Source organism: Telluria sp. ZB4P37, assembly GCF_059685855.1.
The window spans coordinates 164,164-187,015 of sequence record NZ_JCASID010000008.1 but is presented as its reverse complement, the minus strand read 5'-3'; the positions used below and the strand labels follow the sequence as shown (position 1 = coordinate 187,015).

The following is a 22,852-nucleotide window of genomic DNA, read 5'->3' as shown; positions in this document are numbered from 1 at the left end:
ACAAAAGATGCAGGATTTCCAACAGTATGGCGCCTGGCGCGCCGCCGTCACCGCAGCGCTGGAAGCCTATGGCGCGGCCCTGCGCGATGCCGCGCTGGTCGACGGCGGCGGCGAGCAGCAGCTGGCGCGGGCCCTGGCGCGGCTGCGCGACGACCGCCTGTCGGTGGCCTTCGTGGCCGAGTTCTCGCGCGGTAAGACAGAGCTGATCAACGCGCTCTTCTTCGCCGACTACGGCCAGCGCATCCTGCCTTCGAGCGCCGGCCGCACCACCATGTGCCCGACCGAGCTGCTGTACGACGCAGCGCTGCCGCCGTGCATCCGCCTGCTGCCGATCGACACCCGCACCGAGCGCCTAGCCACCAGCGACTTCCGCGAGGACCCGGCCGCCTGGACGGTCCTGCCGCTGGATCTCGACGCCCCCGAGCGCATGACGGAAGCTTTTCGCCAGGTGAGCCTGACGCGCCGCGTGCCCGCCCTAGAGGCCGAACGCTACGGCCTGTGGGACCCGAACGACCCGGAAACCGCCACCAGCCTGGGAGCGGACGGCATGGTCGAGATCCCGCAATGGCGCCACGCCATCATCAACCTGCCCCACCCGCTGCTCAAGCAGGGACTGGTGATCCTCGACACGCCGGGCCTGAACGCGATCGGCACCGAGCCGGAACTGACCCTGAACCTGATCCCGAACGCGCACGCGGTGCTGTTCATCCTGGCCGCCGAAACCGGCGTGACCAAGAGCGACATCGACGTCTGGCGCACCCATATCGGCGCCGGGCCGGGACGGCTGGCGGTGCTCAACAAGATCGACGCGATGTGGGACGAGTTGCGCACGCCGGAACAGAATGACGCCGAGATCGCGCGCCAGCAACTGAGCGTCGCCCGCGAGCTGGGGCTCGATAGCGCGCGCGTGTATCCGGTCTCCGCGCAAAAAGCCCTGGTCGGCAAGATCAACGGCGACATGGCCCTGTTCGAGAAGAGCCGCATGGGCGCGCTGGAAGCGGCCCTGTTCCACGACCTGATCCCGGCGCGCAAGGAGATCGTCCGGCGCCAGCTGCGCCTGGACCTCGAGCAGCTGGCCGCCGGCCAGGCCGCACTGGCGGGCGCGCGCATGCGCGACCTGGTCGACCAGCTGCAGGAGCTCAAGAGCCTGCGCGGCAAGAACCAGAACGTGATCGCCCACATGATGCGCCGCGTGGAGCTCGAGAAAAAGGAATTCGACGCCAGCCTGTTCAAGCTGCAAGGCACGCGCGCCGTATTCGCCCGCCTGTCGACCGAGCTGTATTCGACGCTGGGCATGGACACCGTGCAGGAGCAGACCAACGCCGTGCGCGCCGAGATGCAGGCGGCGCGCTTTGCGACCGGCATGCGCCAGCCCGTGCGCGCCTTTTTCGAGGCGGCGCGCGCCAACCTCGACGCGTCCAGCGCGAAGGTCGACGAGATCGGCGCCATGCTCGACACTATGGTGCGCAAGTTCTCGGCCGAGCATGGCCTGGCGCTGGCCAGCCCGATGACGCTGTCCTTCGCCCGCTACCGGCGCGAGATCGACGAGGTCGAAGAGCTGTTCCTGAAGCAGTTCGGCACCGCCACCCTGCTCATGACCAGCCGCGCGACCCTGCTCGAGCGCTTCTTCGACTCGATCGCCTCGCGCGTGCGGCGCAGTTTCCGCAGCGCGAACCTGGACGCCGAAGCCTGGCTGAAGGTGATCATGGCGCCGCTGGAGGGCGCGATCCGCCAGCACCGCGAGCAGCTGCGCGGCCGCCAGGCCTCGATCGGCCGCATCTTCGAGGCCACCGACAGCCTGGAACAGAAAATCACCGCCTTCGAAGGCAGCCGCCTGGCCCTCGAAGGCACGCGTACGCACCTGGCGGAGTTGTCTGCGCAGGTCGCCGCCACACTGGACACACCCCCTGCATGAAGCGTTTGACCGAATTCGACCAGCTGGCCGACCCCACTTTTTCGCAAGCCGTGATCGACTGGCAGCGCACCCATGGCCGCCACACGCTGCCGTGGCAGAACACCACCGACGCCTACCGCATTTGGCTGTCCGAGATCATGCTGCAACAGACCCAGGTCGCCGCGGTGCTCGGCTATTACGCGCGCTTCCTGGAACGCTTCCCGACGGTTCAGGCGCTGGCCGAAGCGCCCTCGGAAGATGTCATGGCCCACTGGAGTGGCCTGGGTTACTACACCCGCGCGCGCAACCTGCACGCCTGCGCCAGGCGCGTGGTGGAGGAGTACGGCGGCGTCTTCCCGGGCGACCCGGCGCTGCTGGCCGACCTGCCGGGCATCGGCCGCTCCACGGCGGCAGCGATTGCCGCGTTCTCGGTAAGTGCACGGGCCGCGATCATGGACGGCAACGTCAAGCGCGTGTTCGCGCGCGTGTTCGGCATCGAGCAGTATCCGGGCGAGAAGCGGGTCGAAGAGGTCCTGTGGCGCCGCGCGGAGGCGCTGCTGCCGGAAACCGGCATCGAATCGTACACGCAGGGGCTGATGGACCTCGGCGCCACCCTGTGCACCCGCAGCCGCCCGGACTGCCCACGCTGCCCGCTGCAGGAGCGCTGCGTCGCCTGTGCCACGGGCCGCACGCAAGAACTCCCGGTACGCAAGCCGAAGAAGACCTCGCCGGAAAAGCGTGCGGCGCTGCTGGTCGTGATCGACCGCGGACAGGTGCTGCTGGAGCAGCGGCCGGGCACCGGGATCTGGGGCGGGCTGCTGTCGCTGCCGGAGGTGGACGGGCACCTGGCTGTCGAGGTGGAGCCGGTGTTATCTTCCGGGATCGTGGCTGCGGCAGCGCAGTTTGGCGCGGTGGAAGAGGTGCAGGCGCTGCGCCCGCTGGTGCACGTGTTCACGCACTACAAGCTGCATATCGCGCCGTGGCAAGTGGTCCTGTCGGCACGCGGGAGCGCGACCGGACGGCACGTGTGGTGGGATCTGGATCGGATCGACGCAGCGCCCTTGCCGGCGCCGGTGAAGAAGTTGTTGCTGGAGTTGGGAAGGCCGGGGTTGTTTGGGTGAAGCGCTAGTCAGCCAAACGGTCCCGCCTTTTTCATTGTCAGCTCAAAAACCGTCATTCGCGCGAAGGCGGGAATGACGGCTCACAGGGAGCGGGCTGGGCAGTGCGTCGCCGCTACTCAGCGGCTACTGCAGCAGTCAAAAGTGATCCAGCGAGAAAATCCTGCGATGCTCCCGGATCGCATACCGATCCGTCATCCCCGCAATGTAATCCGCGATCTTCCTTGCCTGCCCCATCGGGTCGCCCTCGACCTGGTAGTCGTTCGGCAGCAGCACCGGGTCTTGCATGAAACCGTCGAACAGCTCGCGCACGATGCGGCTGGCCTTGACGCGCATGCGGTTGACCTGGAAGTGACGGTACAAATTCGCGTAGAGAAAACGCTTGAGCGCCGTCGTTTCCGCGCGCATCTGGCTTGAAAAACGAATCAGCGGCGGCAAGCTGCGCACGTCGTCGATGTTCAAAGGCCCGGCATCCAGGATCAGGGCTCTCGAGGTGTCAACCAGGTCCGCCGTCATCTGCGTAATCATCAACCGGATCGTCTCGTACAGCGCACGCCGTCCCGGCAGGCCCGGATACTGCGCCTCCACCGCATGCCGGTGGCGCGCGAACAGCTCGACCTCTTCCATCTGCGCCATCGTGAGCAGGCCCGAACGCAGGCCGTCGTCGATATCGTGGTTGTTGTACGCGATCTCGTCGGCCAGGTTGGTCAGCTGGGCTTCCAGGCTGGGCTGGCTGCGGTCGATGAAGCGCTGGCCCAGCTCACCGAGCTCGCGCGCATTCGTCAGCGAGCAGTGTTTCAAAATGCCCTCGCGCGTCTCGAAGGTGAGGTTCAAGCCGTCGAAAGCGCCGTAGTGTTCTTCGAGCTTGTCCACCACGCGCAGGCTTTGCAGGTTGTGCTCGAAGCCGCCGTAGTCCTTCATGCATTCATTGAGCACGTCCTGGCCGACGTGGCCGAAAGGCGTGTGCCCGAGGTCGTGCGCCAGCGCGGTGGCTTCGACCAGGTCTTCGTTCAGCTGCAGGCTGCGCGCCAGGGTGCGGCCGATCTGCGCCACCTCGATGCTGTGCGTGAGCCGGGTACGGAACAAATCGCCCTCGTGGTTCAGGAAGACCTGGGTCTTGTATTCGAGGCGGCGGAAGGCGGTCGAGTGGATGATGCGGTCGCGGTCGCGCTGGAACTCGCTGCGCGAGCCGGCCGGCGGTTCCGGGTGCTGCCGGCCGCGCGACTTCGACGAATGGGCTGCGTAGGGTGCAAGGCGTGCGTCGAAGTCCATGATATTTACTGTACGCAGGCCGCTAGCGTGGCGCGCAGGGTTTCAGGCGGCACCGTCGTGATCGACGGGCTGCCCAGGGGCTTGAGCAGGATGAACTTGATCGCCCCGCCCTCGTTCTTCTTGTCCACCGCCATCAGCTCGATCCAGCGCTCCTGGCCCAGGTCTGGCGCCTTCGTCGGCAGGCCGGCAGCGGCCACCAGCGCGCGCACGCGCTCGACGGTGGCGGCATCGACCAGGCCGAGGCGGGCCGACAGGTCGGCCGCCATCACCATGCCGCAGCCGACCGCCTCGCCGTGCAGCCAGTTGCCGTAGCCGAGGCCCGATTCGATCGCGTGGCCGAAGGTGTGGCCGAAATTGAGCACGGCGCGCAGGCCGCCTTCGCGCTCGTCCTTGCGCACCACCTCGGCCTTGATCTCGCAGGAACGCGCGATCGCATAGGCCATCGCTGCGGGTTCGCGCGCCACCAGCTTGGCGATGTTCTGCTCGATCCACTCGAAATACGCGGCATCCAGGATGGCGCCGTGCTTGATGACTTCGGCCAGGCCCGCCGACAGTTCGCGCCCGGGCAGCGTGTCGAGGGTGGCGGTATCGGCGATCACGGCGCGCGGTTGGTAGAAGGCGCCGATCATGTTCTTGCCCAGCGGGTGGTTGATGCCGGTCTTGCCGCCCACCGAGGAATCGACCTGCGACAGCAGCGTGGTCGGCACCTGGACAAAAGGCACGCCGCGCATGTAGCTGCTGGCGGCAAAGCCGGTCAGGTCGCCGATCACGCCGCCGCCCAGCGCCACCAGGGTGGTCTTGCGGTCGCAGCGGTTGGCCAGCAGCGCGTCGTACACGAGGTTGAGCGACTGCCAGGTCTTGTGCTCTTCGCCGTCCGGCAGCACGATCTCGACCACCTCCCGCCCGGCTGCGCGCAGCGTACCGGCGACCTTCGCCAGGTAGAGCGGCGCGACAACCGTGTTGGTGACGATGGCGACCTTGCCGCTGTCGATATGGCGGGTGAGCAGCGCGGCGTCGCCGAGCAGGTCGCGGCCGATGGCGATCGGGTAGCTGCGCTCGCCCAGCTCGACGTTGAGGGTGGTGGTTGCCTGTGCGTTCATCGGATTGCGTGCCAGCTCCTGCGTGCGTCCGGTATCGAGCGCGGCGAGCTGGTCCAGTATGGTTTGTACCATCGATTGTACGTTAGGTCGGCCGGTGTCGATGACGAGGTCCGCAATCTCGCGGTAGAGCGGATCGCGAACGGCCAGCAGCTCTTCCAGCTTGGCGCGCGGGTCGGCGGTCTGCAGCAGCGGACGGTTCTTGTCGTGCGAAGTGCGCTGCAGGATGCTGCCGATCGCGGCGCGCAGGTAGATCACGGTGCCGCGCTCGGCCAGCAGCGCGCGGCTGGCCGGGTCCAGCACGGCGCCGCCGCCGGTGGCCAGCACCAGGTTGTCCTGCTTGGTCAGGTCGCGGATCATCTCGGCTTCGCGGCGGCGGAAGCTCGGCTCGCCCTCGATCTCGAAGATCCATGGCACCGAGGCGCCGGTGCGCGCTTCGATTTCGTGGTCCGAATCGACGAAGCGCTTGCCGAGCTTGCGCGCGAGCTGGCGTCCGATGGTGGTCTTGCCCGCCCCCATCAGGCCAACGAGGAAGATATTATTGTTCTTGGGATGAGGCACTGCCGGGTCCGCAGAAATAAAAAAAAGACGGCCAGTATAGACTGGCCGCCTCTCTTTGCGTCAATCCATCGATGGCTCAGGCCATCATGGGCAGCTGAAGGTGACGCGGAAGGGATACGAGCTGACGTTGCCGCGCGGGGTGGTCACCGTGACGTCGAAGGTCGCCACGCTGCCGGCCGTGCATGGCTTGGCGCCGACGCTGGTGATCGTGAAGCGGTGGGTCGAGCCCTGGTTGCCGCTGATGACGTTGCCGGTCGGGTCGTCCTTATTGGCATCGTGCGGGAAAATGTTGGGCACGACCGCCGGAACGACGCCCACCACGGTGCCGTTGGCGATGCCGGTGACTGCCACCGTGGAGCCGGCCGGAAGCGGGTTCAGGTTCAGGTCGTTGAGCTCCAGGAGAAACACCAGCGGATTGTCCGCCGGTACCGGTCCGATGTCGGTGGCGGTGATTTTCGACAGCTTGGTACCGTTGAGGAAGACATTGTCCGCAAAGCCGCCGCTGAAGAACACCGCCGATTTCGCGAACTGCGTGACCACGCCGTCGGTCGTGCTGGCGCAGATCGTGGCCACACCCGGGCGCGTCGCGTCAGGCGTCGAGCCCGGGCCGGTATTGCAGGGGGTGGCCGGGACGTTCGGCAGCGGATTGCGCGGGTTCTGGGTGCGGAAATCGACCGAGCAGCCGCCGTTGAGCGTATTGCAGCCGCCTTTGTTCGACGAACCGATCGCGCCCATGTTGGTCTGGAAGACCACGGGCGTGCCGTCGGCGACCGGATTGCCGAACTGGTCGGCCAGCAGGATATTGAACATCGCCGCCGGCGTGGTTGGGCCGCTATCGTAGCTCCAGCCTTCGAGGTTTGCCCTGGTCACGCTCAGCGAGACCGAACGCTGCACCGGCAGGCCGGTGGTCACGACGATCGAGTCCGAGGTGGTCGAGATGTTCGGGCGGGTCGCGGTTGCGGTTTGCGGCAGCGTCGCCTGGACGCGGAAGGTGGTCGGGAAGCTGCGCGAGTTGACCGTGGTGATGACTTCGCCGTTCTGGTCGGTGGTGTCGGTGGTCTTGTTCAGGGTCACGGCGTCCGCCGGGGACACGCTGAAGTCGACGCGCTGGCCCACCAGCGGACGGTCGAAGATGTCGAACACGCGGAAGCGCAGGGTCGCGGTTTCGGTGCGGTTGATGCCGCCCTGGCCCTGGATCACGATCGATTTATCGTTCGGCAGCGCGGAAACAAACTGCACCGACGCCGCGGCCGGCGGGGCGATCTGCAGGGTCGCCGAAGCCGGCGTGGCCACGCCGGTGGCCGAAGCCGTGATGACGTCGCTGTTGCCGCAACCCTGGTCGCGGTAGACCACTTTCGCAGTGCCGTTGTTGGTGGTGGCGGTATCGGCCAGCGTGGCCTTGCCGGCCGTGGCGCAGGCCGAACTGAATTTCACCGGCACCTGCCCTGTGTAGGGGGCGCCGTTGGCCAGCACGTCGAGCGAGATCTCGCTCGAGCCATAAGCCGCGATGCTGGCCGGCGCCAGGCGCAGGGCGCTGAAGGTCAGCGCGGTGGCGCCGACCGAATAATTGGCTTCGCCGGTGATGGTGGCGGCGCTGATGGAAGTAGTCGCCGTCACCTTGCCGGCCCCGCCCGCAGCCAGGCTGGCCGTACGCATCATCACGCTGGCCACGCCGCTGGCGTCGCTCAGGCTGGTGCCGGCGGTCGGCGAGAACACCGCCAGCGCCGGATCGGTGGCAAACGACACCAGCACGTTCGGCAGCGGCTGGCCGGCGGCGTTGCGCACCAGGGCGCGCACCGTCAGCGGCGCGGCGCCGGTGAGCGTGTTGCTGGCCTGGCCGCTGCCGTTGACGAAGCTCACGCCGACCGTCGGCGCCGCCGGGGTGACGGTGCCCCCGGTGCCGCCGGTGCCGGTGCTGCCACCGGTATTGGTGCCGGGATTGCCGCCGCCGCCGCCGCAGGCAGCCAGCATTGCGGCCAGCACCAGCGCGGCGCCGCCCTTGAGGTAAATCGATTGCAGGGTTGTCATGTCAGGATTTTTTATTGTTCGTTGATCGGGTAAGGATGCCGGCTCAGCGCGCGGCGGCTGCGTCAGTCACGATCTTCGGCGTGATGAACACCAGCAGTTCGGTCTTGGCGCTTTCGCGGCCGCGGGTCTTGAACAGGTAGCCGAGCACCGGCACGTCGCCCAGCAGCGGCACCTTGGTCTCGTTGTTGCGTTCGGTCTGCTGGTAGATGCCGCCCAGGACCACCGTGCCGCCGTTCTCGACCATCACCTTGGTCTTGACGTGCTGGGTGTTGATGGCAAAGCCCGCGCGGGTTTCCTCGCCCTTCGAGTCCTTGTTGACGTCCACTTCCAGCACGACGTTGCCGTCCGGGGTGATCTGCGGCGTCACTTCCAGGCGCAGGTTGGCCTTCTTGAAGGTGATCGAGGTCGCGCCGCTGCTGGTGGCGACCTGGTAAGGCAGTTCGATACCCTGCTCGATCACGGCGAGCTGCTTGTCTTCGGTGACCACGCGCGGGCTCGAGATGATCTTGCCCTTGCCGTCCGCTTCCAGCGCCGACAGTTCCAGGTTCAGGAAGCGGTTGGCGGCCGAGGAGAACAGGCTGAAGGCCAGCGAGGACGGCGCGATGCCGCCGATCGCCGCGGCCGGCAGGTTCACCAGGCTCATGTTGTTGTAGCTGTCGGCGCTGTTGGCGACCTGGTTGGTCACCTGGCCGACCCCGGTCAGGTTGCCGGCGATGGCCAGGCGCTCGTTGCCGCCGACAGACCAGCCGGCGTCGCCGCCGCGGATGCCGCGCATGTCCGAGAAGCCCAGCTTGGCGCCGAGGGTGCGCGAGAAGCCGTCGTTGGCTTCCACCAGGCGCGCTTCGATTAACACCTGCTTGGAGGCGACGTCGGTCTTCAGGATGAGTTTACGGATGTCTTCGATCTTGGAAGCCACGTCGGTGACGAACAGCTGGTTGGTGCGCGGGTCGATGACGGCGCTGCCGCGCTTGGACAGCACGCGGTTCTTGCTTTCTGCGGATGCCCCGCCGGCGGAGTCCAGGCCGAACACGGTGCGGAAGGAGTCGACCTTCTGGTAGTTCAGCTGGAAGATCTCGGAGCGCAGCGGCTCGAGGTCGGCGATCTGGGCGCGCTGCTCGAGCTCGAGCTTTTCCTTGGTCAGCAGTTCTTCGCGCGGTGCGATCCACAGCACGTTGCCGTTCTTGCGCATGTCCAGGCCCTTGGCCTGCAGGACCACGTCCAGTGCCTGGTCCCACGGCACGTCGCGCAGGCGCAGGGTCAGGTTGCCGGTCACGGAATCGCTGGTGATGATGTTCAGGCCCGAGATGTCGGCGATCGCCTGCAGCGCGGCGCGCACTTCCACGTTCTGGAAGTTAAACGAGAGCTTCTCGCCGCGGTAGCCGGTGCTGCCCTGGGCGAGCTTGTTCGGGTCTTCCTTGATCGGGCGCACGTCCACCACCAGCTGGGTGTCGCTCTGGTAGACCGATTGTTCCCACACGCCTTGCGCGTCGATGGTCATGCGCACGTTCTGGCCCTGCACGGCGGTCGTGATGCGCGACACCGGGGTGCCGAAATCGGTTACGTCGAGGCGGCGGCGCAGGGTTTCCGGCAGGCCGGTCTTCATGAAGTCGACCAGGATCTGGTTGCCGACCTGGCGCACGTCGACGCCGACCTGGCCATGCGGCAGGTCGACCACGACCCGGCCTTCGCCATTGGCGCCGCGGCGGAAGTCGAGGTCGCGCAGCAGTTGTTTACCGGCCGGGGCGGTAGCGGGCGCGGCGACCGGCAAACCGGAAGCATTCACGGCCTGGGCCACGCCGCCCGAGCCTTCGACGGTGACGATCACCGACTTGCCGTCGATCGCGGCGGCGTAGTTCAGGGGACGCGCCAGGTTCAGCACCATGCGGGTACGCTCGCCGGCCTGTACCAGGTTCAGGCCGCGCACATCGCCCAGGTTGATGTCCTGGGACGACTTGCCGGTGGCGTTCGCGGTGGCGCCGAAATCGAGGGCGATGCGGGCCGGGTTGGTGATCGAGAAGCCGATCGGCGCCTTGCCTGGGGCCTCGCGCATGGCGATGTTCAGGACCACGTTGGCGCCCTGCTGGTTGGCCGTGATCGACTCGATCGCATTGCCCTGCGCGGCGGCCGCGCCGGCGCCGAGCGCCAGCAACATGGCGGCGCAAGAGCGCGCCAGCCAGAGCGGCGCGGTGATGCGAATGGTGGTATTTGGGCTCATTTCCCGGTCTCCTTGCTTTCCGCTAACTCGATCGTCGCCTTGCGTTCGACCCAGTCACCGGTGGCGTCCTGCACAACTTCCCTGATGTCGATCGCGCTGTCGGAAACGCGCGTGACCAACCCGTGATTCTGGCCGATGCGCCGGCCGACCCTGACCTGGTGGATCAGGGCGTCGATCTGTACCAGCGCGTAGTTCGCGCCGCCTTTTTGCAGCGTGCCCACCATCCGCATCGTGTCGAGCGGGTAGCTCTCGAGCGGCTCGCGTGGACGGTTGAGATTCGGCTGCATCGGGCTGCCGGACGCCTGCGCCACGCGCGCCATCTCGCCGAGCAGCTTGTCCTGGCTGAAGGGCTCGACCGCGGCGCCCGGATTATAGGCGTAGGGGACGAACTGCTTCGGTTCCGGCAGGGGCTTCACGGCCGGCACGGTTTCGCGCTCGACCTTCTTCATCCAGTCGCGCACTTCCTTGACGTCGCCGTCGCCGCAACCGGCCAGCAATGCCGCGGCGCACAGGGCGCCGGCTAATCGCAGGCGCATCATTTCTTCGCTCCTTTTGCCGGCTTGGCCTTGTCCTTGCCTTTACCCTTGCCTTTGCCCTTCTTGTCGCCGCGCGCCTTGTTCTGCGCCTCGATCTCTTCCGGGTCCAGGTAGCGGAAGGTCTTGGCCACCGCCTCCAGCTGCAACGCGCCGTCCTTCGACGTCAGCGCCATGTTGTTGAGCGTGACGATGCGCGGCAGGTTGGCCATGTCGGAGGCAAACGCGCCGACGTCGTTGTACTTGCCGCTTACCTTGATGTTGATCGGCAGCTCGGCATAGTAGTCGCGCACCACTTCCTGGCCCGGCTTGAACAGCTCGAACTGCAGGCCGCGGCCGACACCGGCCTGGTTGATGTCGGACAGCAGGTCCGCCATCTGCGACCGGTTCGGCAGCTGCTTTTCGAGGCGCTCGACGTACTGGTCGACCTGCACCTTCTGCGCCTGCAGCGCCGCGAGGTTGATGGCCTGGGCCATCTTGGTCTTGTATTCGGCGCGCAGCTTGGTTTCTTCCTTGGCGCCCTTCTTCTGCTTCTCGAACTGGCCATCCCAGTAGAAGAAATAACCGAGACCGACGACGGCGGCCATCACGCCGGTTGCGCACAGCAGGCGCGGGGCCAGCGGCCACTGGCCGGGCGGGCGCCCCTGCAGGTCCTGGAACTGCGCCGCAAGGCGGGCGCCGAGGTCTTTGAGATCGATATTCATGGTGTGTCCGTTCCGGCGCCGGCAGCGTTGCCGGCAACCTTGGCGCCCGGCCTGGCGCCGTCGTCCTGCACCTGTTCGCGCGGACGCTTGATCGCCACGTCCATGCTGAACTCGACGACCTTGCGGCCACTCTTGCTCTGCGCCAGCGGGGCGACCTTCACCTCGGTCAGGTTGGGGCGCTCGAGCCAGGGCGAGGGGCCGGAGACGTTGCGCAGCAGTTCGGCGACGCGCTCCTGCGACTGGGCGTAGCCGGTGAGCGTCACCTTCTGGCCCTCCTGCTTGAACGACTTCAGGTAGACGCCTTCCGGGGTCTGGCGCACCAGTTCGTCGAGCAGGTAGACCGGCTGGTTGCGGTCGCCCTGCAGGTCCTCGACCGCCTGCTGGCGCGCCTTGAGGGCCTCGATTTCTTCCTTGAGCGTGTTGATTTCGCCGATCTTCTTGTCCAGCTCCGCGCTGGCGGTCTTGAGCACCAGGTTGCGCTGGTTCTGGGTGGCGATGCGGCTGGCGTTGTAGCCGCCCACCAGCAGCACCACGACGGCGCCGGCGATGCCGCCCAGGGCCAGCAGCGCGACGAACGCTTTCTGCTTCTGCTTGCGCTTGGCTTCGCGGTGGGGTAACAGGTTAATCCGGATCATCAGCCAAACCTCCGCATGGCAAGGCCGCAGGCGACCAGGTAGGCGGCGCCTTCCTGGCGCAGCTGCTGTTCGCGCACTTGCGGACCGTGCGACATGCCCGCGAACGGCGCCACGATGCTGCTCGGGATCCGGGTGCGGTTGCCGATCAGTTCCAGCAATCCCGGCAGCGCGGCGCAGCCGCCGGCCAGGTAGAGCGCGTCGATCCGGGTGTAGGGAGTCGAGGTGAAGAAGAACTGGATTGCGCGGGTGATTTCCAGCGCGGCGCTTTCCATGAAGGGGCCCAGCAGCTCGGCGCGGTAGTTCTCGGGCAGGTCGCCGGCCGTCTTGCGGCTTTCCGCTTCCTCGAAGGCCATGCCGTAGGCGCGCACGATGTCCTGGGTCAGCTGGTTGCCGCCGAAAGGCTGCTCGCGCTCGTAGATGGTCTCGCCGTTCTGCAGCACCGACACGTGGGTGGAGTGGGCGCCGATCTGGAACAGCGCGATGATCTGGTCCGGCTTGCCGCCGGCGACCCGCGCCAGCGCGGCGCGCGCCGCATACGATTCGATGTCCATCACGGTGGCGGTCAGGCCGGCCGCTTCGGCGATCGCCACGCGGTCCTCGACCTTCTCGCGGCGCGCGGCGGCCAGCATGACTTCCATGTCCTCGCTGGACGCCGGGACCTGGCCGATCACGTCGAAGTCGAGGCTGACTTCGTCCAGCGCGAAGGGGATGTACTGGCTGGCTTCGGATTCGACCTGCACCTCTAACTGGTCTTCCGACATGCCGGCCGGAAGGATGATTTTCTTGGTGATGACCGAGGCCGGCGGCATGCCGAGGGCGACGTGCTTGGCGCGAGTGCCGCTCCTGGTCCAGACGCGGCGCACGGCGTCGGCGACCTGCTCGATGTTTTCGATATTGCCGTCGACGACCGCGCCACGCGGCAGCGGTTCGGCGGCAAAGCGCTCGAGGCGCAATTCGCCCTTGCCGGCGTCGGCCAGCTCCACCAGGCGCACGCCCGAGGTGCTGATGTCGAGCCCGGCCAACGGCGGGCTGGACTTTCCAAACAAGGAAGCTAGATTGATCACGAGCGGACTCCCTGGTGCCCTCCCGCTTGACACGGGATTTGATGTTGAATGCCCGCACGCGGGATTTTGTTTCTAATAACCTGCAAAAAATCACAGAGTTAATGCACATATATGAGGCAGTGCCTGAGATCGTAGCAATAAGGATGCCCCCAGACAAGATATTTCTATGTGGGAACATAGCAATCCGGGGCGCGCGCGCCACACTAGGGCGAAGGGTGTTATCACCGCTGCCACGACCGTTTCCTGCTTGATATTGTTAAGGCCGTCCTGTTGAGCTCAATTCCTTGGGTAGGTGAAATGGCTGCCTTATAATGAGGCGCTTAATGAAGTGAACCAAACCTGCGAAAGCGAGCATGAAAGAGAAACAAGCGTCACCTTCTTCGCCATCGAAATACAACCCGAAGCGCCTGGTGCTGATCGCGCTGGCCGCCCTCAGCGGCCTGGCCGCCATCGGCGTGCTGGTGCTCGTGTTCGCGCTCGCCATGGCCTACCCGAACCTGCCGGCGCTCGACACCATCACCGACTACCGCCCCAAGATGCCGCTGCGGATCTTTACTGCGGATAACGTCCTGATCGGCGAGTTCGGCGAAGAGCGCCGCACCCTGGTGCGTTTCAAGGACATCCCGGACGTCATGAAGAAGGCGGTGCTGTCGATCGAGGACGACCGCTTCTACGAGCACAGCGGCGTCGATTACCTGGGCATCCTGCGCGCGGTGTTCAAGAACGCGACCGGCGGCGCGCGCCAGGGCGCCTCGACCATCACCCAGCAGGTGGCGCGCAACTTCTTCCTGTCCTCGGAGCAGACCTTCAAGCGCAAGGCTTACGAGGCGCTGCTGGCCTGGAAGATCGAGAAAAACCTGAGCAAAGACCAGATCCTCGAGCTCTACATGAACCAGATCTACCTGGGCCAGCGCGCCTTCGGCTTCCAGTCGGCCGCCCAGATCTATTTCGGCAAGGACCTGCGCGACATCAGCGTGGCCGAAGCCGCGATGCTGGCCGGCCTGCCAAAGGCCCCATCTGCTTACAATCCAGTCGTCAACCCTACCCGCGCCAAGACCCGCCAGCAGTACATCCTGCAGCGCATGCATTCGCTCGGCTACATCACCGACGCCCAGTTCAACCAGGCCAGGACCGAGCCGCTGAAGATCAAGTCGGACAGCACGGCCTTCGGCGTGCACGCCGAGTACGTGGCCGAGATGGCGCGCCAGCTGGTGTACGAGCAGTTCAAGGAAGACACCTATACCCGCGGCCTGAACGTGTTCACCACCATCACCAAGGCCGACCAGGACGCGGCCTACCTGGCGGTACGCCGCGGCGTGATGGAATACGAGCGCCGCCATCCGTACCGCGGCCCGGAGTCGTACATCGAGATCCCGGGCGAGAAGAGCGAGGCCGACGAAGCCATCGAGGCCGAGCTGGCCGAGCATCCGGACAGCGACAACATCGTGGCCGCCATCGTGCTTGCCGCCTCGCCCAGCCAGGTGACCGCCACCATCGCCTCGGGCGAGACCATCAAGATGAACGGTGCAGGCCTGTCGTTTGCCAAGTCCTGGCTGTCGGAGAAGGCCGCGCCGAACCGCCGCCTGCGCCGCGGCGCCGTGATCCGCGTGATGCAGGACGACGAGTCGCAATGGATCATCACCCAGATGCCGGAAGTCGAATCGGCCTTCGTTGCGGCCAATACCGACGACGGCGCGATCCGGGCCTTGGTAGGCGGCTTCGACTTCAACCGCAACAAGTTCAACCACGTCACGCAAGCCTGGCGCCAGCCGGGTTCCTCGTTCAAGCCCTTCATCTATTCGGCCTCGCTCGAGCGTGGGCTGTCGCCGGCCACCGTCATCAACGACGCGCCGATCAGTTTTGATGCCGGCCAGACCGGCGGCCAGGCCTGGGAGCCCAAGAACTACGACAACAAGTACGAAGGTCCGATGACGATGCGGCGCGGCCTGACGCAGTCGAAGAACATGGTCTCGATCCGCATCCTGAACAAGATCGGCGCCCGCTACGGCCAGGAATTCGCGACCCGCTTCGGCTTCGACCCGGACCGCAACCCGGCCTACCTGACCCTCGCGCTAGGCGCGGGTTCGACCACGCCGCTGCAGATGGCCGGCGCCTACGCGGTGTTCGCCAACGGCGGCTACCGCGTCAGCCCCTACATCATCTCGAAGGTGACCGACAGCGCCGGCAAGGTGCTGTCCGAAGCCCGGCCCGAGCGCGCCGGCCTGGAAGCGAACCGCGTGATCGATGCGCGCAACGCCTTCCTGGTCGACAGCATGCTGCGCGACGTAGTCCGCCACGGCACCGCCACCAAGGCGCTGTCGCTCAAGCGCAACGACCTGGCCGGCAAGACCGGCACCACCAACGATTCGATCGACGCCTGGTTCGCCGGCTACAACCCGAAACTGGTGGGCATCGCCTGGATCGGCTACGACCAGCCGAAGAACCTGGGCAACCGCGAAACCGGCGGCGGCCTGGCCCTGCCGATCTGGATCGGCTACATGGGCAAGGCGCTCAAGGGCGAGGACAATGTCGAGCGCGAGCTGCCGCCAGGGCTCGTCCAGGCCAATGGCGAGTACTACTACGCCGAGAACCCGCCTGGCACCGGGGTGCAGTCGCTCGATGTCGGCGCCCCACCGGTGCCGGCCGAGCAGAAGGCGCGCGACGCGGTGAGGAACGAACTGTTCTGATTTTTTGACAGTTGTAAAAAAATGGCGGCCGAAAGGCCGCCATTTTGTTTGGAGGGCAGGAATCAGCCCAACGCCACCGGCGCCCCGCCCTGCTCGGTCACACATTGCGACAGCGAGGCAAACAGCTCGGTATCGTCGCGGGTGTTACGCCATTCCTCGCCCACGCGCTTGTAGTGGTAGCCGCCCGAACGCGCCGCCAGCCACATTTCCTGCAGCGGGGCCTGGCTGTTGATGATGATCTTCGAACCGTTGCGCAGGAATTCGAGTTCGAGCACGTTGCCGCTGCGCTTGCACTCGACGTCCACCACGTCCTCGTCGTTGAGGCGGTCGAGGCATTCCTCGATGCGGTCCAGGGTGCTTTTGGCCAGCGCCAAAAATTCGGATTCGGTCATGCTACACTCCAAAGTCTGCTAATCAAACCCCCATTCTAATCGTGAAGTCCTCGATCGCACTTCTTTGCGGCGCAGCCATGCTGGCCGCCCTCGCCGGCTGTGGCCAGACCGGCCCGCTCTACCTGCCGAACCCGCCCGCAAAACCTGCCGCGCAGCCTGCCCAACCCGTCCCATCCAACAACGCCTCCGTCCCGGCACCGACCAAATAAAGCCATTGATGTCGCATTTCTCGTACCAGAACGGCGTGCTGCACGCCGACGGCGCCGCCCTGCCCGCCATCGCCGAACAATTCGGCACCCCGACCTATGTCTATTCGAAGACCGCGCTGCTGGAAAACTTCGGCGCGTATTTCGATGCCTGCCGCGGCCGCGACGCGCTGGTGTGCTACGCGATGAAGGCCAACTCGAACCTGGCCATCCTCGACCTGCTGGCGCGCGAAGGCGCGGGCTTCGACATCGTCTCGGGCGGCGAACTGCTGCGCGTGATCGCCGCCGGTGGCGACCCGGGCAAGACCATCTTCTCGGGCATCGGCAAGACCGTCGACGAGATGAAGCTGGCGCTGGAAAAGAACATCCTGTGCTTCAACGTGGAGTCGATTCCCGAGCTGCACCGCCTGAACGACGTCGCGGGCAGCATGGGCAAGCGCGCGCCGGTCTCGCTGCGCGTGAACCCGAACGTCGACGCCAAGACCCACCCGTATATCGCCACCGGCCTGAAGGCCAACAAGTTCGGCGTCGCTTTCGATGATGCGCTGGACACCTACCGCGCCGCGGCTGCGCTGCCGAACCTGGACGTGGTCGGCATCGATTGCCATATCGGCTCGCAGCTGCTGGACGACGCGCCGCTGCTGGAAGCGCTCGACAAGCTGATCGAGCTGATCGACACGCTGGGCAGCGAAGGCATTCATTTGCACCACCTGGACATCGGTGGCGGCCTCGGTGTCGACTATGGCGCGGAGGGCGACAAGCCGCCGGTGCCGGTCGGGACCTACCTGGCCCGCCTGTTCGCGCGCATCGATGGCTGGCGCGCCGAGAAGCATGGCGGTCAGCCGATCAAGGTGATCTTCGAGCCGGGCCGCTCGATCGTGGCCAATACCGGCGTGCTGCTGACCCGGATCGAATTCCTGAAACCGGGCGCGGAAAAGAATTTTGCGATTGTCGATGCGGCCATGAACGACCTGATGCGCCCGACCCTGTACCAGGCCTGGATGGGCGTGCAACCGGTGGTGCCGCGCGATGGCGCGCAGCTGATCTATGACGTGGTGGGCCCGATCTGCGAATCCGGCGACTGGCTGGCACGCGAGCGCGCGCTCGCCATCGAGCCGGGCGACCTGCTGGCGATCATGACCGCCGGTGCCTACGGCATGACCATGGCCTCGAACTACAACACGCGCGGGCGCGCGGCCGAAGTCATTGTCGATGGCGACCAGGTCCACCTGATCCGCCAGCGCGAGAATCCGGCCGAGCTGTTTGCGCTGGAATCGATGCTGAAATAAGCGTCATTTGCCAAAAGAAAACCCGCCGCCGGCGGGTTTTTCATGCGCGTGCGGCCTGCGATTTCTTCGCAAAACTCCAGTACACCCGCAATCCCAGCAGCACCGCCACGATCACCCCAAAAATGATCGGCTCCTGGAAATCGTTCTTCCCCGCCTTCATCCACCAGAAATGCAGGATGCCCAGCGGCGCGATCACATAAATCAGCCGGTGCAGCTGCTGCCAGCGCTTGCCGCCCAGGCGGCGAATCATGGCATTGGTGCTGGTCGCCGCCAGCGGTATCAGGAGCACGAAGGCGATGAAGCCGACCGTGATGAAAGGCCGTTTGACCACGTCCTTGAGCATCTCCGCGACATCGAAGAAATGGTCGAACCACAGGAAGCAGGTGAAGTGCAGCAGCGCGTAGAAGAAGGCGAACAGCCCAAACATGCGGCGCAGCTTGATTACCCAGTTCCACCCGGTGAAGCGGCGCAGCGGCGTCACGGTAAGCGTGATGCAGAGGAAGTAAAGCGTCCAGTCGCCGGTGCCGCGCGTGAGGAATTCGAGCGGCTCGACCGGCACGCCCTGCGCCACCAGATATGCCATGCGCAGGAAAGGCAGCAGCGCCAGCACGAACAGCGCCGCCTTGATGAAACCGATCTGTTTGGTGGACGGATTGAACGCCATCGGTCAGAAGAATTTTTTCAGGTTCATGCCGGTGTAGAGCGAGGCCACCTGGTCGTAGCCGTTGAACATCAGGGTCTTGCGCTTCTTCTGGAAGAAGCCGTCCTCGCCGATGCGGCGCTCGGTGGCCTGCGACCAGCGCGGGTGGTCCACGGTCGGGTTCACGTTGGAGTAGAAACCGTATTCGTTTGGCGCCGAATCGTTCCAGGCGGTGCGCGGCTGGCGGCTGAGCAAGCGGATCTTGACGATCGACTTGGCCGACTTGAAACCGTACTTCCACGGCACGACCAGCCGCACCGGCGCGCCGTTCTGGTTCGGCAGCACCTGGCCGTACATGCCTACTCCCAGCAGCGCGAGCGGATGCATGGCCTCGTCCATGCGCAGGCCCTCGACATAAGGCCAGTCGAGCACCGAGGTGCGCAGGCCCGGCATCTGGCGGGGATCGGCCAGGGTGGTGAATTCGACGTACTTGGCGGAGCCTAGCGGCTCGACCTGCTTGAGCAGGTTGGACAAGGAATAGCCGACCCAGGGGATCACCATCGACCAGCCCTCGACGCAGCGCAGGCGGTAGACGCGTTCCTCGAGCGGGGCCAGTTTCAGGATGCGGTCGATGTCGAGCGTGATGGGCTTCTTCACCTCGCCCTCGATCGTCACCGTCCAGGGGCGGGTTTTCAGGGTATGCGCGTTCTCGACGGGGTCGCCCTTGTCGGTGCCGAACTCGTAGAAGTTGTTGTACGAGCTGGCGTCCTTGAACGAGGTCTGCTTTTCCTGCGTGGAGAAGGCGGCGTTGGCGGTGGCGGCCAGGCGCTGGCCGGCCGCCTGGGCAAAGGCTTCGCGGTTGGCCATCTCCCAGAGCCCGCTACCGACGGCGGCCGTGGCCGCCATGCGGGCGATGAAGCGGCGGCGGTCTTCGTAGACCTCGCGCGGCGTGATCTCCGATGGGAGGACGAGCTTGTCCTGGCTGGGTTTGATGAGCATGGCGACCTCGCAAGCAATGGAGGTTTACCTTACACCAGTTTCCCTTAAGCCTGCGTTAGGCGGCCCACTTAGAAATGGGCGCGCCTTGGACAATCACAGTTCGCCGTAGGAATGCAGGCCCGACAGGAACATGTTCACGCCGAGGAAGGCGAAGGTGGTCACGAGCAGGCCCACCACCGACCACCAGGCCGCCACGCGGCCGCGCAGGCCGGACATGAGGCGCATGTGCAGCCAGGCCGCGTAGTTGAGCCAGACGATCAGGGCCCAGGTTTCCTTCGGGTCCCAGGACCAGTAGCCGCCCCAGGCTTCGGCGGCCCACAGCGCGCCCAGGATGGTGGCGACGGTGAAGAAGGCGAAGCCGACCGAGATCGACTTGTACATGACGTCGTCCAGCACCTCGAGTGCCGGCAGGCGGTCGGCCAGGATACCGTGGGATTTCAGCAGGTAGGCGGTGCCGACCATCGCGGCCAGCGCGAAGGTGCCGTAGCCGATGAAATTGGCCGGCACGTGGATCTTCATCCACCAGCTCTGCAGCGCCGGCACCAGCGGCTGGATCTGCGCGGCGTCGCGCGCCACCGTGTACCACAGCAGGAAGCCTACGGCCGCCGCGATGATCAAGAGCACGAAGGCGCCGAGCTGGCGGGTCGCGTAGCGCTGCTCGTAGTACAGGTAGAACAGCGCGGTGATGAGCGAGAACAGGATGAACACTTCGTACAAATTCGATACCGGGATGTGGCCGACGTCGGCGCCCATCAGGTAGGACTCGTACCAGCGCACCATCATGCCGGTCGCGCCCAGCACCACGGCGGCCCAGCACAGCTTGCTGCCGATGGCGCCGCCGAATTCCGAGCGGCTCGCCAGGCCCAGCCAGTAGAACACGGTCGAGAACACGAACAGCGCGCTCATCCACAGGATCGCGGACTGGCTCGACAGCATGTATTTCAGGACGAATTTGGTGTTGGCGGCGTCGATCGCGCCGCCATAGATGGAAATGGCCCAGAGCGACAGCAGCGCCACCAGCGGCATCAGCCAGCGCATGGGCTTCCAGTGCCAGCCCAGCAGCGTGAAGGTCGGCGCGCTCAGCACCAGGATCGCCTGCTCATAGCCGTCCATGAAATGGCCGTAGCGGCTCAGCGCGAACAGCGCGGCCGCCAGCAGGCCGGCGCCATACAGCCAGTCGATGGCGGTCAAGCGCTTGAAGAAGCCGGCCTCCCGGGTATAAGTCTTCGGCTGGCCCGCCTGGGTTTGGGACAATTCCATCATTTTCTCCAGATGCCGCGGCTTTACGCCGACTGCGGCAGTTTTTCCTTCAGGTCCTCGAATTCGCGTTCAAAGTCGAGTGTCTTGCGCTGCGTGCTCATGGCCATCAGCGCGTGGGCGCCCCCTTCGCTTTCGCGCACCCACACCCACAAGCGCCGTTCACGAATATAGAACATTGCGAACACGCCGGCTACCAGCAAGAGGCAACCGAAATAGACGATCGGCTTGCCCGGCGAGCGGGTCAGCTGCAGCACCGAGGCCTTGACCTCGACGAATTCGTCCAGCTGCAGGTAGACCGGCGCGCCATAGAACACGCTGTCGGACAGTGCATTGGTAGCCAGCTGCAGGTAGCGGCCGTGGGCTTCGGTCGGTTCGACCGGCGGCTCGCCGGCATGCTGCTGGGCTGCCTGCCACAGCTCCCACAGGGTGCCGTTGAGCATCTTCATGAAGATATTCGCGGCCTTTTCCTGCTCGGCCGCCGGGATTTTTTCCAGGAATTGCGACACGCCGGCGAAGCCGCCGCGCCCGTCCGCGCCGGAGAAGATCGCCAGCGTGCGGGCTGCCGATTCTTCCAGCTGGCGGCCCAGGCCGCCCTCGCCACGCTGCTCCGGCGCCAGCGCGCGCTCGGCATAGCGTTTTGCCGCCACCGCGCGCAGCGCCGGGTCGGCCAGCGCCGCGCGCAGCCGCATCCAGGTGCGCACGCTGTACTGGTCGTCCGCCGGGATGCGCAGGTAGCTGAACGGCTCCGCCGGGCTGGCGCGCACGCCGGCCAGGTAGAGCTGGGCGCCGTCGATCGTCACCGGCTGCATGTAATTCATGAATTCGCGCGCCTGGCCGGTCTTGTCGCGCAGCTTGTACTGCACGCTTGGGCCGACGTTCTTCAAATCCTTGTTGTCTGCATTTTTTGCGGCCGAGCCGGAGGCCTTGCCCAGGGTCGCCGTCAGCTGCTCGTTGAACGAGGTATTCTTCGCCACGGCCCGCGCGTCCTGGCCGGCGGCGATGTTCTCGACATTGAAGGGGCGGAAGCCCGACCATTCGACCGAATACGTTTCGCCGTTTTGCACCAGCTCGGTGCTTGACCCCACCGCGCCGGCGATCTGGAAGGCATCCGCCTTGTTGCCGGCCATCGGGAAGCCGGTGAGCTTGAGCTTGCTGCCGCCATCGTCGAAGCTCGACTGGTAGACGGCGATGCCCTTGTAGATCAGCGGCTGGTTGACCTTGATCGTGGCCGGGAAGGTCTTGCCGGTCTCATGGTCGTGCACCACCACTTCGCTGGCGAACAGCTTGGGCATGCCGGTCGAGTAGAAATCGACGACGAATTTCTTCAGCTGGATGGTGAACGGCAGCTCCTGCACCAGCACGCCGGACGCCTGGGGCAGCAGTGCGCTATTGCTTGCCTGTCCTTCGGCGATCAGGGTATTGCCGCGGAAGGTAGGGTTGGACGTGCTGAGGCGGTGCTGGGCCGGGATGTCGGCGATCACGCCGGTGCCGTTGAAGGGCGTCTTACCCAGGAACCATTGCTGGAACTTGACCGGCAATTCCGAGTCCAGCATGCCGCCCAGCAGGATGACGATGATCGCGGAGTGCGCGAAGATATAGCCGAACTTGTTGCCGGCGCCCTTCTTGGCCGCCACCAGGGTGCCGCCGTCCTTCGCTACCTGCTTGACCGCATAGCCGGCATGGCGCAGGCGTTCGGCGGTCTGGTCGGCCAGCGCGGCGCGTTTCAAAGGCGCGGTCCATTCCATCTTGTGGTGGAAATTGCGCAGCGAATCTTCGCGCACGTTCTCGCGCCAGCTGCGCATGTCGCGCATCATCTTCGGTCCGTTGCGCACGACGCACAGGCCGGTCGAGAGGATCAGGGTGACCAGGATCAGCAGGAACCACCAGCTCGAATACACGCTGTACAGGCCGAGCTTGTCGAAGACCTCGAACCAGAACGGCCCGAGCTGGTTGACGTAGTTCGGCATCGGCTCGTTCTGCTTGAGCACGGTGCCGATGATCGAGGCGATCGCGACGATCGTGAGCAGGCTGATGGCGAAGCGCATCGACGACACCAGCTCGACCGCTTCGGCAAAGCCGCGGCGGCGGGTGTTCAGTTCAATTCCGGTGGTGCTCATGTTTCACTTCTCTACAGCGTGCGTAACCGCCAGAGCATACAACACGTAGGGTGGGCGTGATACAGGCCAGTGGCCTGTATCACGCCCACGCGGTGGTAGTTAGGGGAAAATACGTCGCGACAGTGCCTGCGAGAGTTGACC

Annotated in this window: 18 protein-coding genes; 5 read left to right on the top strand and 13 right to left on the bottom strand. The window is 65.6% G+C overall.

Annotated elements, in window-relative coordinates; translation table 11 throughout:
• Nucleotides 1-7: 7 nt before the first annotated feature.
• Nucleotides 8-1,915, top strand: coding sequence for a dynamin family protein (locus AC56K1_RS14735; protein ID WP_497158551.1), 1,908 nt, complete (start codon nucleotides 8-10; stop codon nucleotides 1,913-1,915).
• On the top strand, nucleotides 1,912-3,015 hold the full coding sequence (gene mutY / locus AC56K1_RS14730; RefSeq protein ID WP_497158550.1) for an A/G-specific adenine glycosylase: 1,104 nt from the start codon (nucleotides 1,912-1,914) through the stop codon (nucleotides 3,013-3,015). The genes AC56K1_RS14735 and mutY overlap by 4 nt, the downstream gene beginning before the upstream one ends.
• Before the next feature lie 135 nt (nucleotides 3,016-3,150).
• On the opposite strand, the gene AC56K1_RS14725 is transcribed toward mutY, so the two are convergent.
• The 8 genes from AC56K1_RS14725 to AC56K1_RS14690 form a co-directional block, all read right to left on the bottom strand.
• Nucleotides 3,151-4,284: a deoxyguanosinetriphosphate triphosphohydrolase gene (locus AC56K1_RS14725; RefSeq protein ID WP_497158549.1), complete on the bottom strand. Its 1,134-nt coding sequence runs from the start codon at nucleotides 4,282-4,284 to the stop codon at nucleotides 3,151-3,153.
• Between the two features lie 5 nt (nucleotides 4,285-4,289).
• Entirely contained in the window at nucleotides 4,290-5,900 is a 1,611-nt protein-coding gene (gene aroKB, locus AC56K1_RS14720) for a bifunctional shikimate kinase/3-dehydroquinate synthase AroKB (protein WP_497158576.1), read from the bottom strand.
• Between the two features lie 126 nt (nucleotides 5,901-6,026).
• Nucleotides 6,027-7,970: an Ig-like domain-containing protein gene (locus tag AC56K1_RS14715; RefSeq protein WP_497158548.1), complete on the bottom strand. Its 1,944-nt coding sequence runs from the start codon at nucleotides 7,968-7,970 to the stop codon at nucleotides 6,027-6,029.
• 43 nt (nucleotides 7,971-8,013) lie between these two features.
• On the bottom strand, nucleotides 8,014-10,185 hold the full coding sequence (locus AC56K1_RS14710) for a type IV pilus secretin PilQ (protein ID WP_497158547.1): 2,172 nt from the start codon (nucleotides 10,183-10,185) through the stop codon (nucleotides 8,014-8,016).
• Entirely contained in the window at nucleotides 10,182-10,724 is a 543-nt protein-coding gene (locus tag AC56K1_RS14705) for a pilus assembly protein PilP (RefSeq protein WP_497158546.1), read from the bottom strand. The genes AC56K1_RS14710 and AC56K1_RS14705 overlap by 4 nt, the downstream gene beginning before the upstream one ends.
• On the bottom strand, nucleotides 10,721-11,422 hold the full coding sequence (locus AC56K1_RS14700) for a type IV pilus inner membrane component PilO (RefSeq protein WP_497158545.1): 702 nt from the start codon (nucleotides 11,420-11,422) through the stop codon (nucleotides 10,721-10,723). Before AC56K1_RS14700 ends, AC56K1_RS14705 begins: the two co-directional genes overlap by 4 nt.
• Nucleotides 11,419-12,057, bottom strand: a complete 639-nt coding sequence (locus AC56K1_RS14695; RefSeq protein WP_497158544.1) for a PilN domain-containing protein — start codon at nucleotides 12,055-12,057, stop codon at nucleotides 11,419-11,421. Before AC56K1_RS14695 ends, AC56K1_RS14700 begins: the two co-directional genes overlap by 4 nt.
• On the bottom strand, nucleotides 12,057-13,121 hold the full coding sequence (locus tag AC56K1_RS14690) for a pilus assembly protein PilM (protein WP_497158543.1): 1,065 nt from the start codon (nucleotides 13,119-13,121) through the stop codon (nucleotides 12,057-12,059). Before AC56K1_RS14690 ends, AC56K1_RS14695 begins: the two co-directional genes overlap by 1 nt.
• Nucleotides 13,122-13,474: 353 nt before the next feature.
• Here AC56K1_RS14690 and AC56K1_RS14685 point away from each other — a divergent pair, with 353 nt between their 5' ends.
• Complete coding sequence (locus AC56K1_RS14685; RefSeq protein ID WP_497158542.1) at nucleotides 13,475-15,808, top strand: penicillin-binding protein 1A; 2,334 nt, start codon at nucleotides 13,475-13,477, stop codon at nucleotides 15,806-15,808.
• A 62-nt stretch (nucleotides 15,809-15,870) separates the two neighbouring features.
• Here the strand turns inward: AC56K1_RS14685 and cyaY are convergent, their stop codons facing one another.
• Complete coding sequence (cyaY, locus tag AC56K1_RS14680; protein WP_497158541.1) at nucleotides 15,871-16,200, bottom strand: iron donor protein CyaY; 330 nt, start codon at nucleotides 16,198-16,200, stop codon at nucleotides 15,871-15,873.
• 77 nt (nucleotides 16,201-16,277) lie between these two features.
• Here cyaY and lptM point away from each other — a divergent pair, with 77 nt between their 5' ends.
• Nucleotides 16,278-16,409, top strand: coding sequence for an LPS translocon maturation chaperone LptM (gene lptM, locus AC56K1_RS14675; RefSeq protein ID WP_497158575.1), 132 nt, complete (start codon nucleotides 16,278-16,280; stop codon nucleotides 16,407-16,409).
• An 8-nt stretch (nucleotides 16,410-16,417) separates the two neighbouring features.
• Nucleotides 16,418-17,695 (top strand): diaminopimelate decarboxylase, encoded by a 1,278-nt coding sequence (gene lysA / locus AC56K1_RS14670; protein ID WP_497158540.1) that lies wholly within the window; start codon nucleotides 16,418-16,420, stop codon nucleotides 17,693-17,695.
• Nucleotides 17,696-17,735: 40 nt separating this feature from the next.
• On the opposite strand, the gene msrQ is transcribed toward lysA, so the two are convergent.
• The 4 genes from msrQ to AC56K1_RS14650 all read right to left on the bottom strand — a co-directional run bounded on the left by msrQ (nucleotide 17,736) and on the right by AC56K1_RS14650 (nucleotide 22,711).
• Entirely contained in the window at nucleotides 17,736-18,359 is a 624-nt protein-coding gene (msrQ, locus tag AC56K1_RS14665) for a protein-methionine-sulfoxide reductase heme-binding subunit MsrQ (protein ID WP_497158539.1), read from the bottom strand.
• A gap of 3 nt (nucleotides 18,360-18,362) precedes the next feature.
• The gene (gene msrP, locus AC56K1_RS14660; protein WP_497158538.1) at nucleotides 18,363-19,334 is read right to left on the bottom strand and encodes a protein-methionine-sulfoxide reductase catalytic subunit MsrP; all 972 of its coding nucleotides are present in this window, start codon (nucleotides 19,332-19,334) and stop codon (nucleotides 18,363-18,365) included.
• A gap of 93 nt (nucleotides 19,335-19,427) precedes the next feature.
• The gene (gene ccsB / locus AC56K1_RS14655) at nucleotides 19,428-20,594 is read right to left on the bottom strand and encodes a c-type cytochrome biogenesis protein CcsB (protein WP_497158537.1); all 1,167 of its coding nucleotides are present in this window, start codon (nucleotides 20,592-20,594) and stop codon (nucleotides 19,428-19,430) included.
• 23 nt (nucleotides 20,595-20,617) lie between these two features.
• Nucleotides 20,618-22,711 (bottom strand): cytochrome c biogenesis protein ResB, encoded by a 2,094-nt coding sequence (locus AC56K1_RS14650; protein WP_497158536.1) that lies wholly within the window; start codon nucleotides 22,709-22,711, stop codon nucleotides 20,618-20,620.
• Between the last annotated feature and the right edge of the window lie 141 nt (nucleotides 22,712-22,852).

Excerpts from the sequence above, each read along its gene's own strand:
- mutY (WP_497158550.1), top strand. The coding sequence starts at position 1,912 with ATGAAGCGTTTGACCGAATTCGACCAGCTGGCCGACCCCACTTTTTCG.
- AC56K1_RS14700 (WP_497158545.1), bottom strand. The coding sequence starts at position 11,422 with ATGAATATCGATCTCAAAGACCTCGGCGCCCGCCTTGCGGCGCAGTTC.
- msrP (WP_497158538.1), bottom strand. The coding sequence starts at position 19,334 with ATGCTCATCAAACCCAGCCAGGACAAGCTCGTCCTCCCATCGGAGATC.
- AC56K1_RS14710 (WP_497158547.1), bottom strand. The coding sequence starts at position 10,185 with ATGAGCCCAAATACCACCATTCGCATCACCGCGCCGCTCTGGCTGGCG.
- AC56K1_RS14650 (WP_497158536.1), bottom strand. The coding sequence starts at position 22,711 with ATGAGCACCACCGGAATTGAACTGAACACCCGCCGCCGCGGCTTTGCC.
- AC56K1_RS14725 (WP_497158549.1), bottom strand. The coding sequence starts at position 4,284 with ATGGACTTCGACGCACGCCTTGCACCCTACGCAGCCCATTCGTCGAAG.
- AC56K1_RS14695 (WP_497158544.1), bottom strand. The coding sequence starts at position 12,057 with ATGATCCGGATTAACCTGTTACCCCACCGCGAAGCCAAGCGCAAGCAG.
- lysA (WP_497158540.1), top strand. The coding sequence starts at position 16,418 with ATGTCGCATTTCTCGTACCAGAACGGCGTGCTGCACGCCGACGGCGCC.
- lptM (WP_497158575.1), top strand. The coding sequence starts at position 16,278 with ATGCTGGCCGCCCTCGCCGGCTGTGGCCAGACCGGCCCGCTCTACCTG.
- aroKB (WP_497158576.1), bottom strand. The coding sequence starts at position 5,900 with ATGGGGGCGGGCAAGACCACCATCGGACGCCAGCTCGCGCGCAAGCTC.
- cyaY (WP_497158541.1), bottom strand. The coding sequence starts at position 16,200 with ATGACCGAATCCGAATTTTTGGCGCTGGCCAAAAGCACCCTGGACCGC.
- msrQ (WP_497158539.1), bottom strand. The coding sequence starts at position 18,359 with ATGGCGTTCAATCCGTCCACCAAACAGATCGGTTTCATCAAGGCGGCG.
- ccsB (WP_497158537.1), bottom strand. The coding sequence starts at position 20,594 with ATGGAATTGTCCCAAACCCAGGCGGGCCAGCCGAAGACTTATACCCGG.
- AC56K1_RS14685 (WP_497158542.1), top strand. The coding sequence starts at position 13,475 with ATGAAAGAGAAACAAGCGTCACCTTCTTCGCCATCGAAATACAACCCG.
- AC56K1_RS14705 (WP_497158546.1), bottom strand. The coding sequence starts at position 10,724 with ATGATGCGCCTGCGATTAGCCGGCGCCCTGTGCGCCGCGGCATTGCTG.
- AC56K1_RS14735 (WP_497158551.1), top strand. The coding sequence starts at position 8 with ATGCAGGATTTCCAACAGTATGGCGCCTGGCGCGCCGCCGTCACCGCA.
- AC56K1_RS14715 (WP_497158548.1), bottom strand. The coding sequence starts at position 7,970 with ATGACAACCCTGCAATCGATTTACCTCAAGGGCGGCGCCGCGCTGGTG.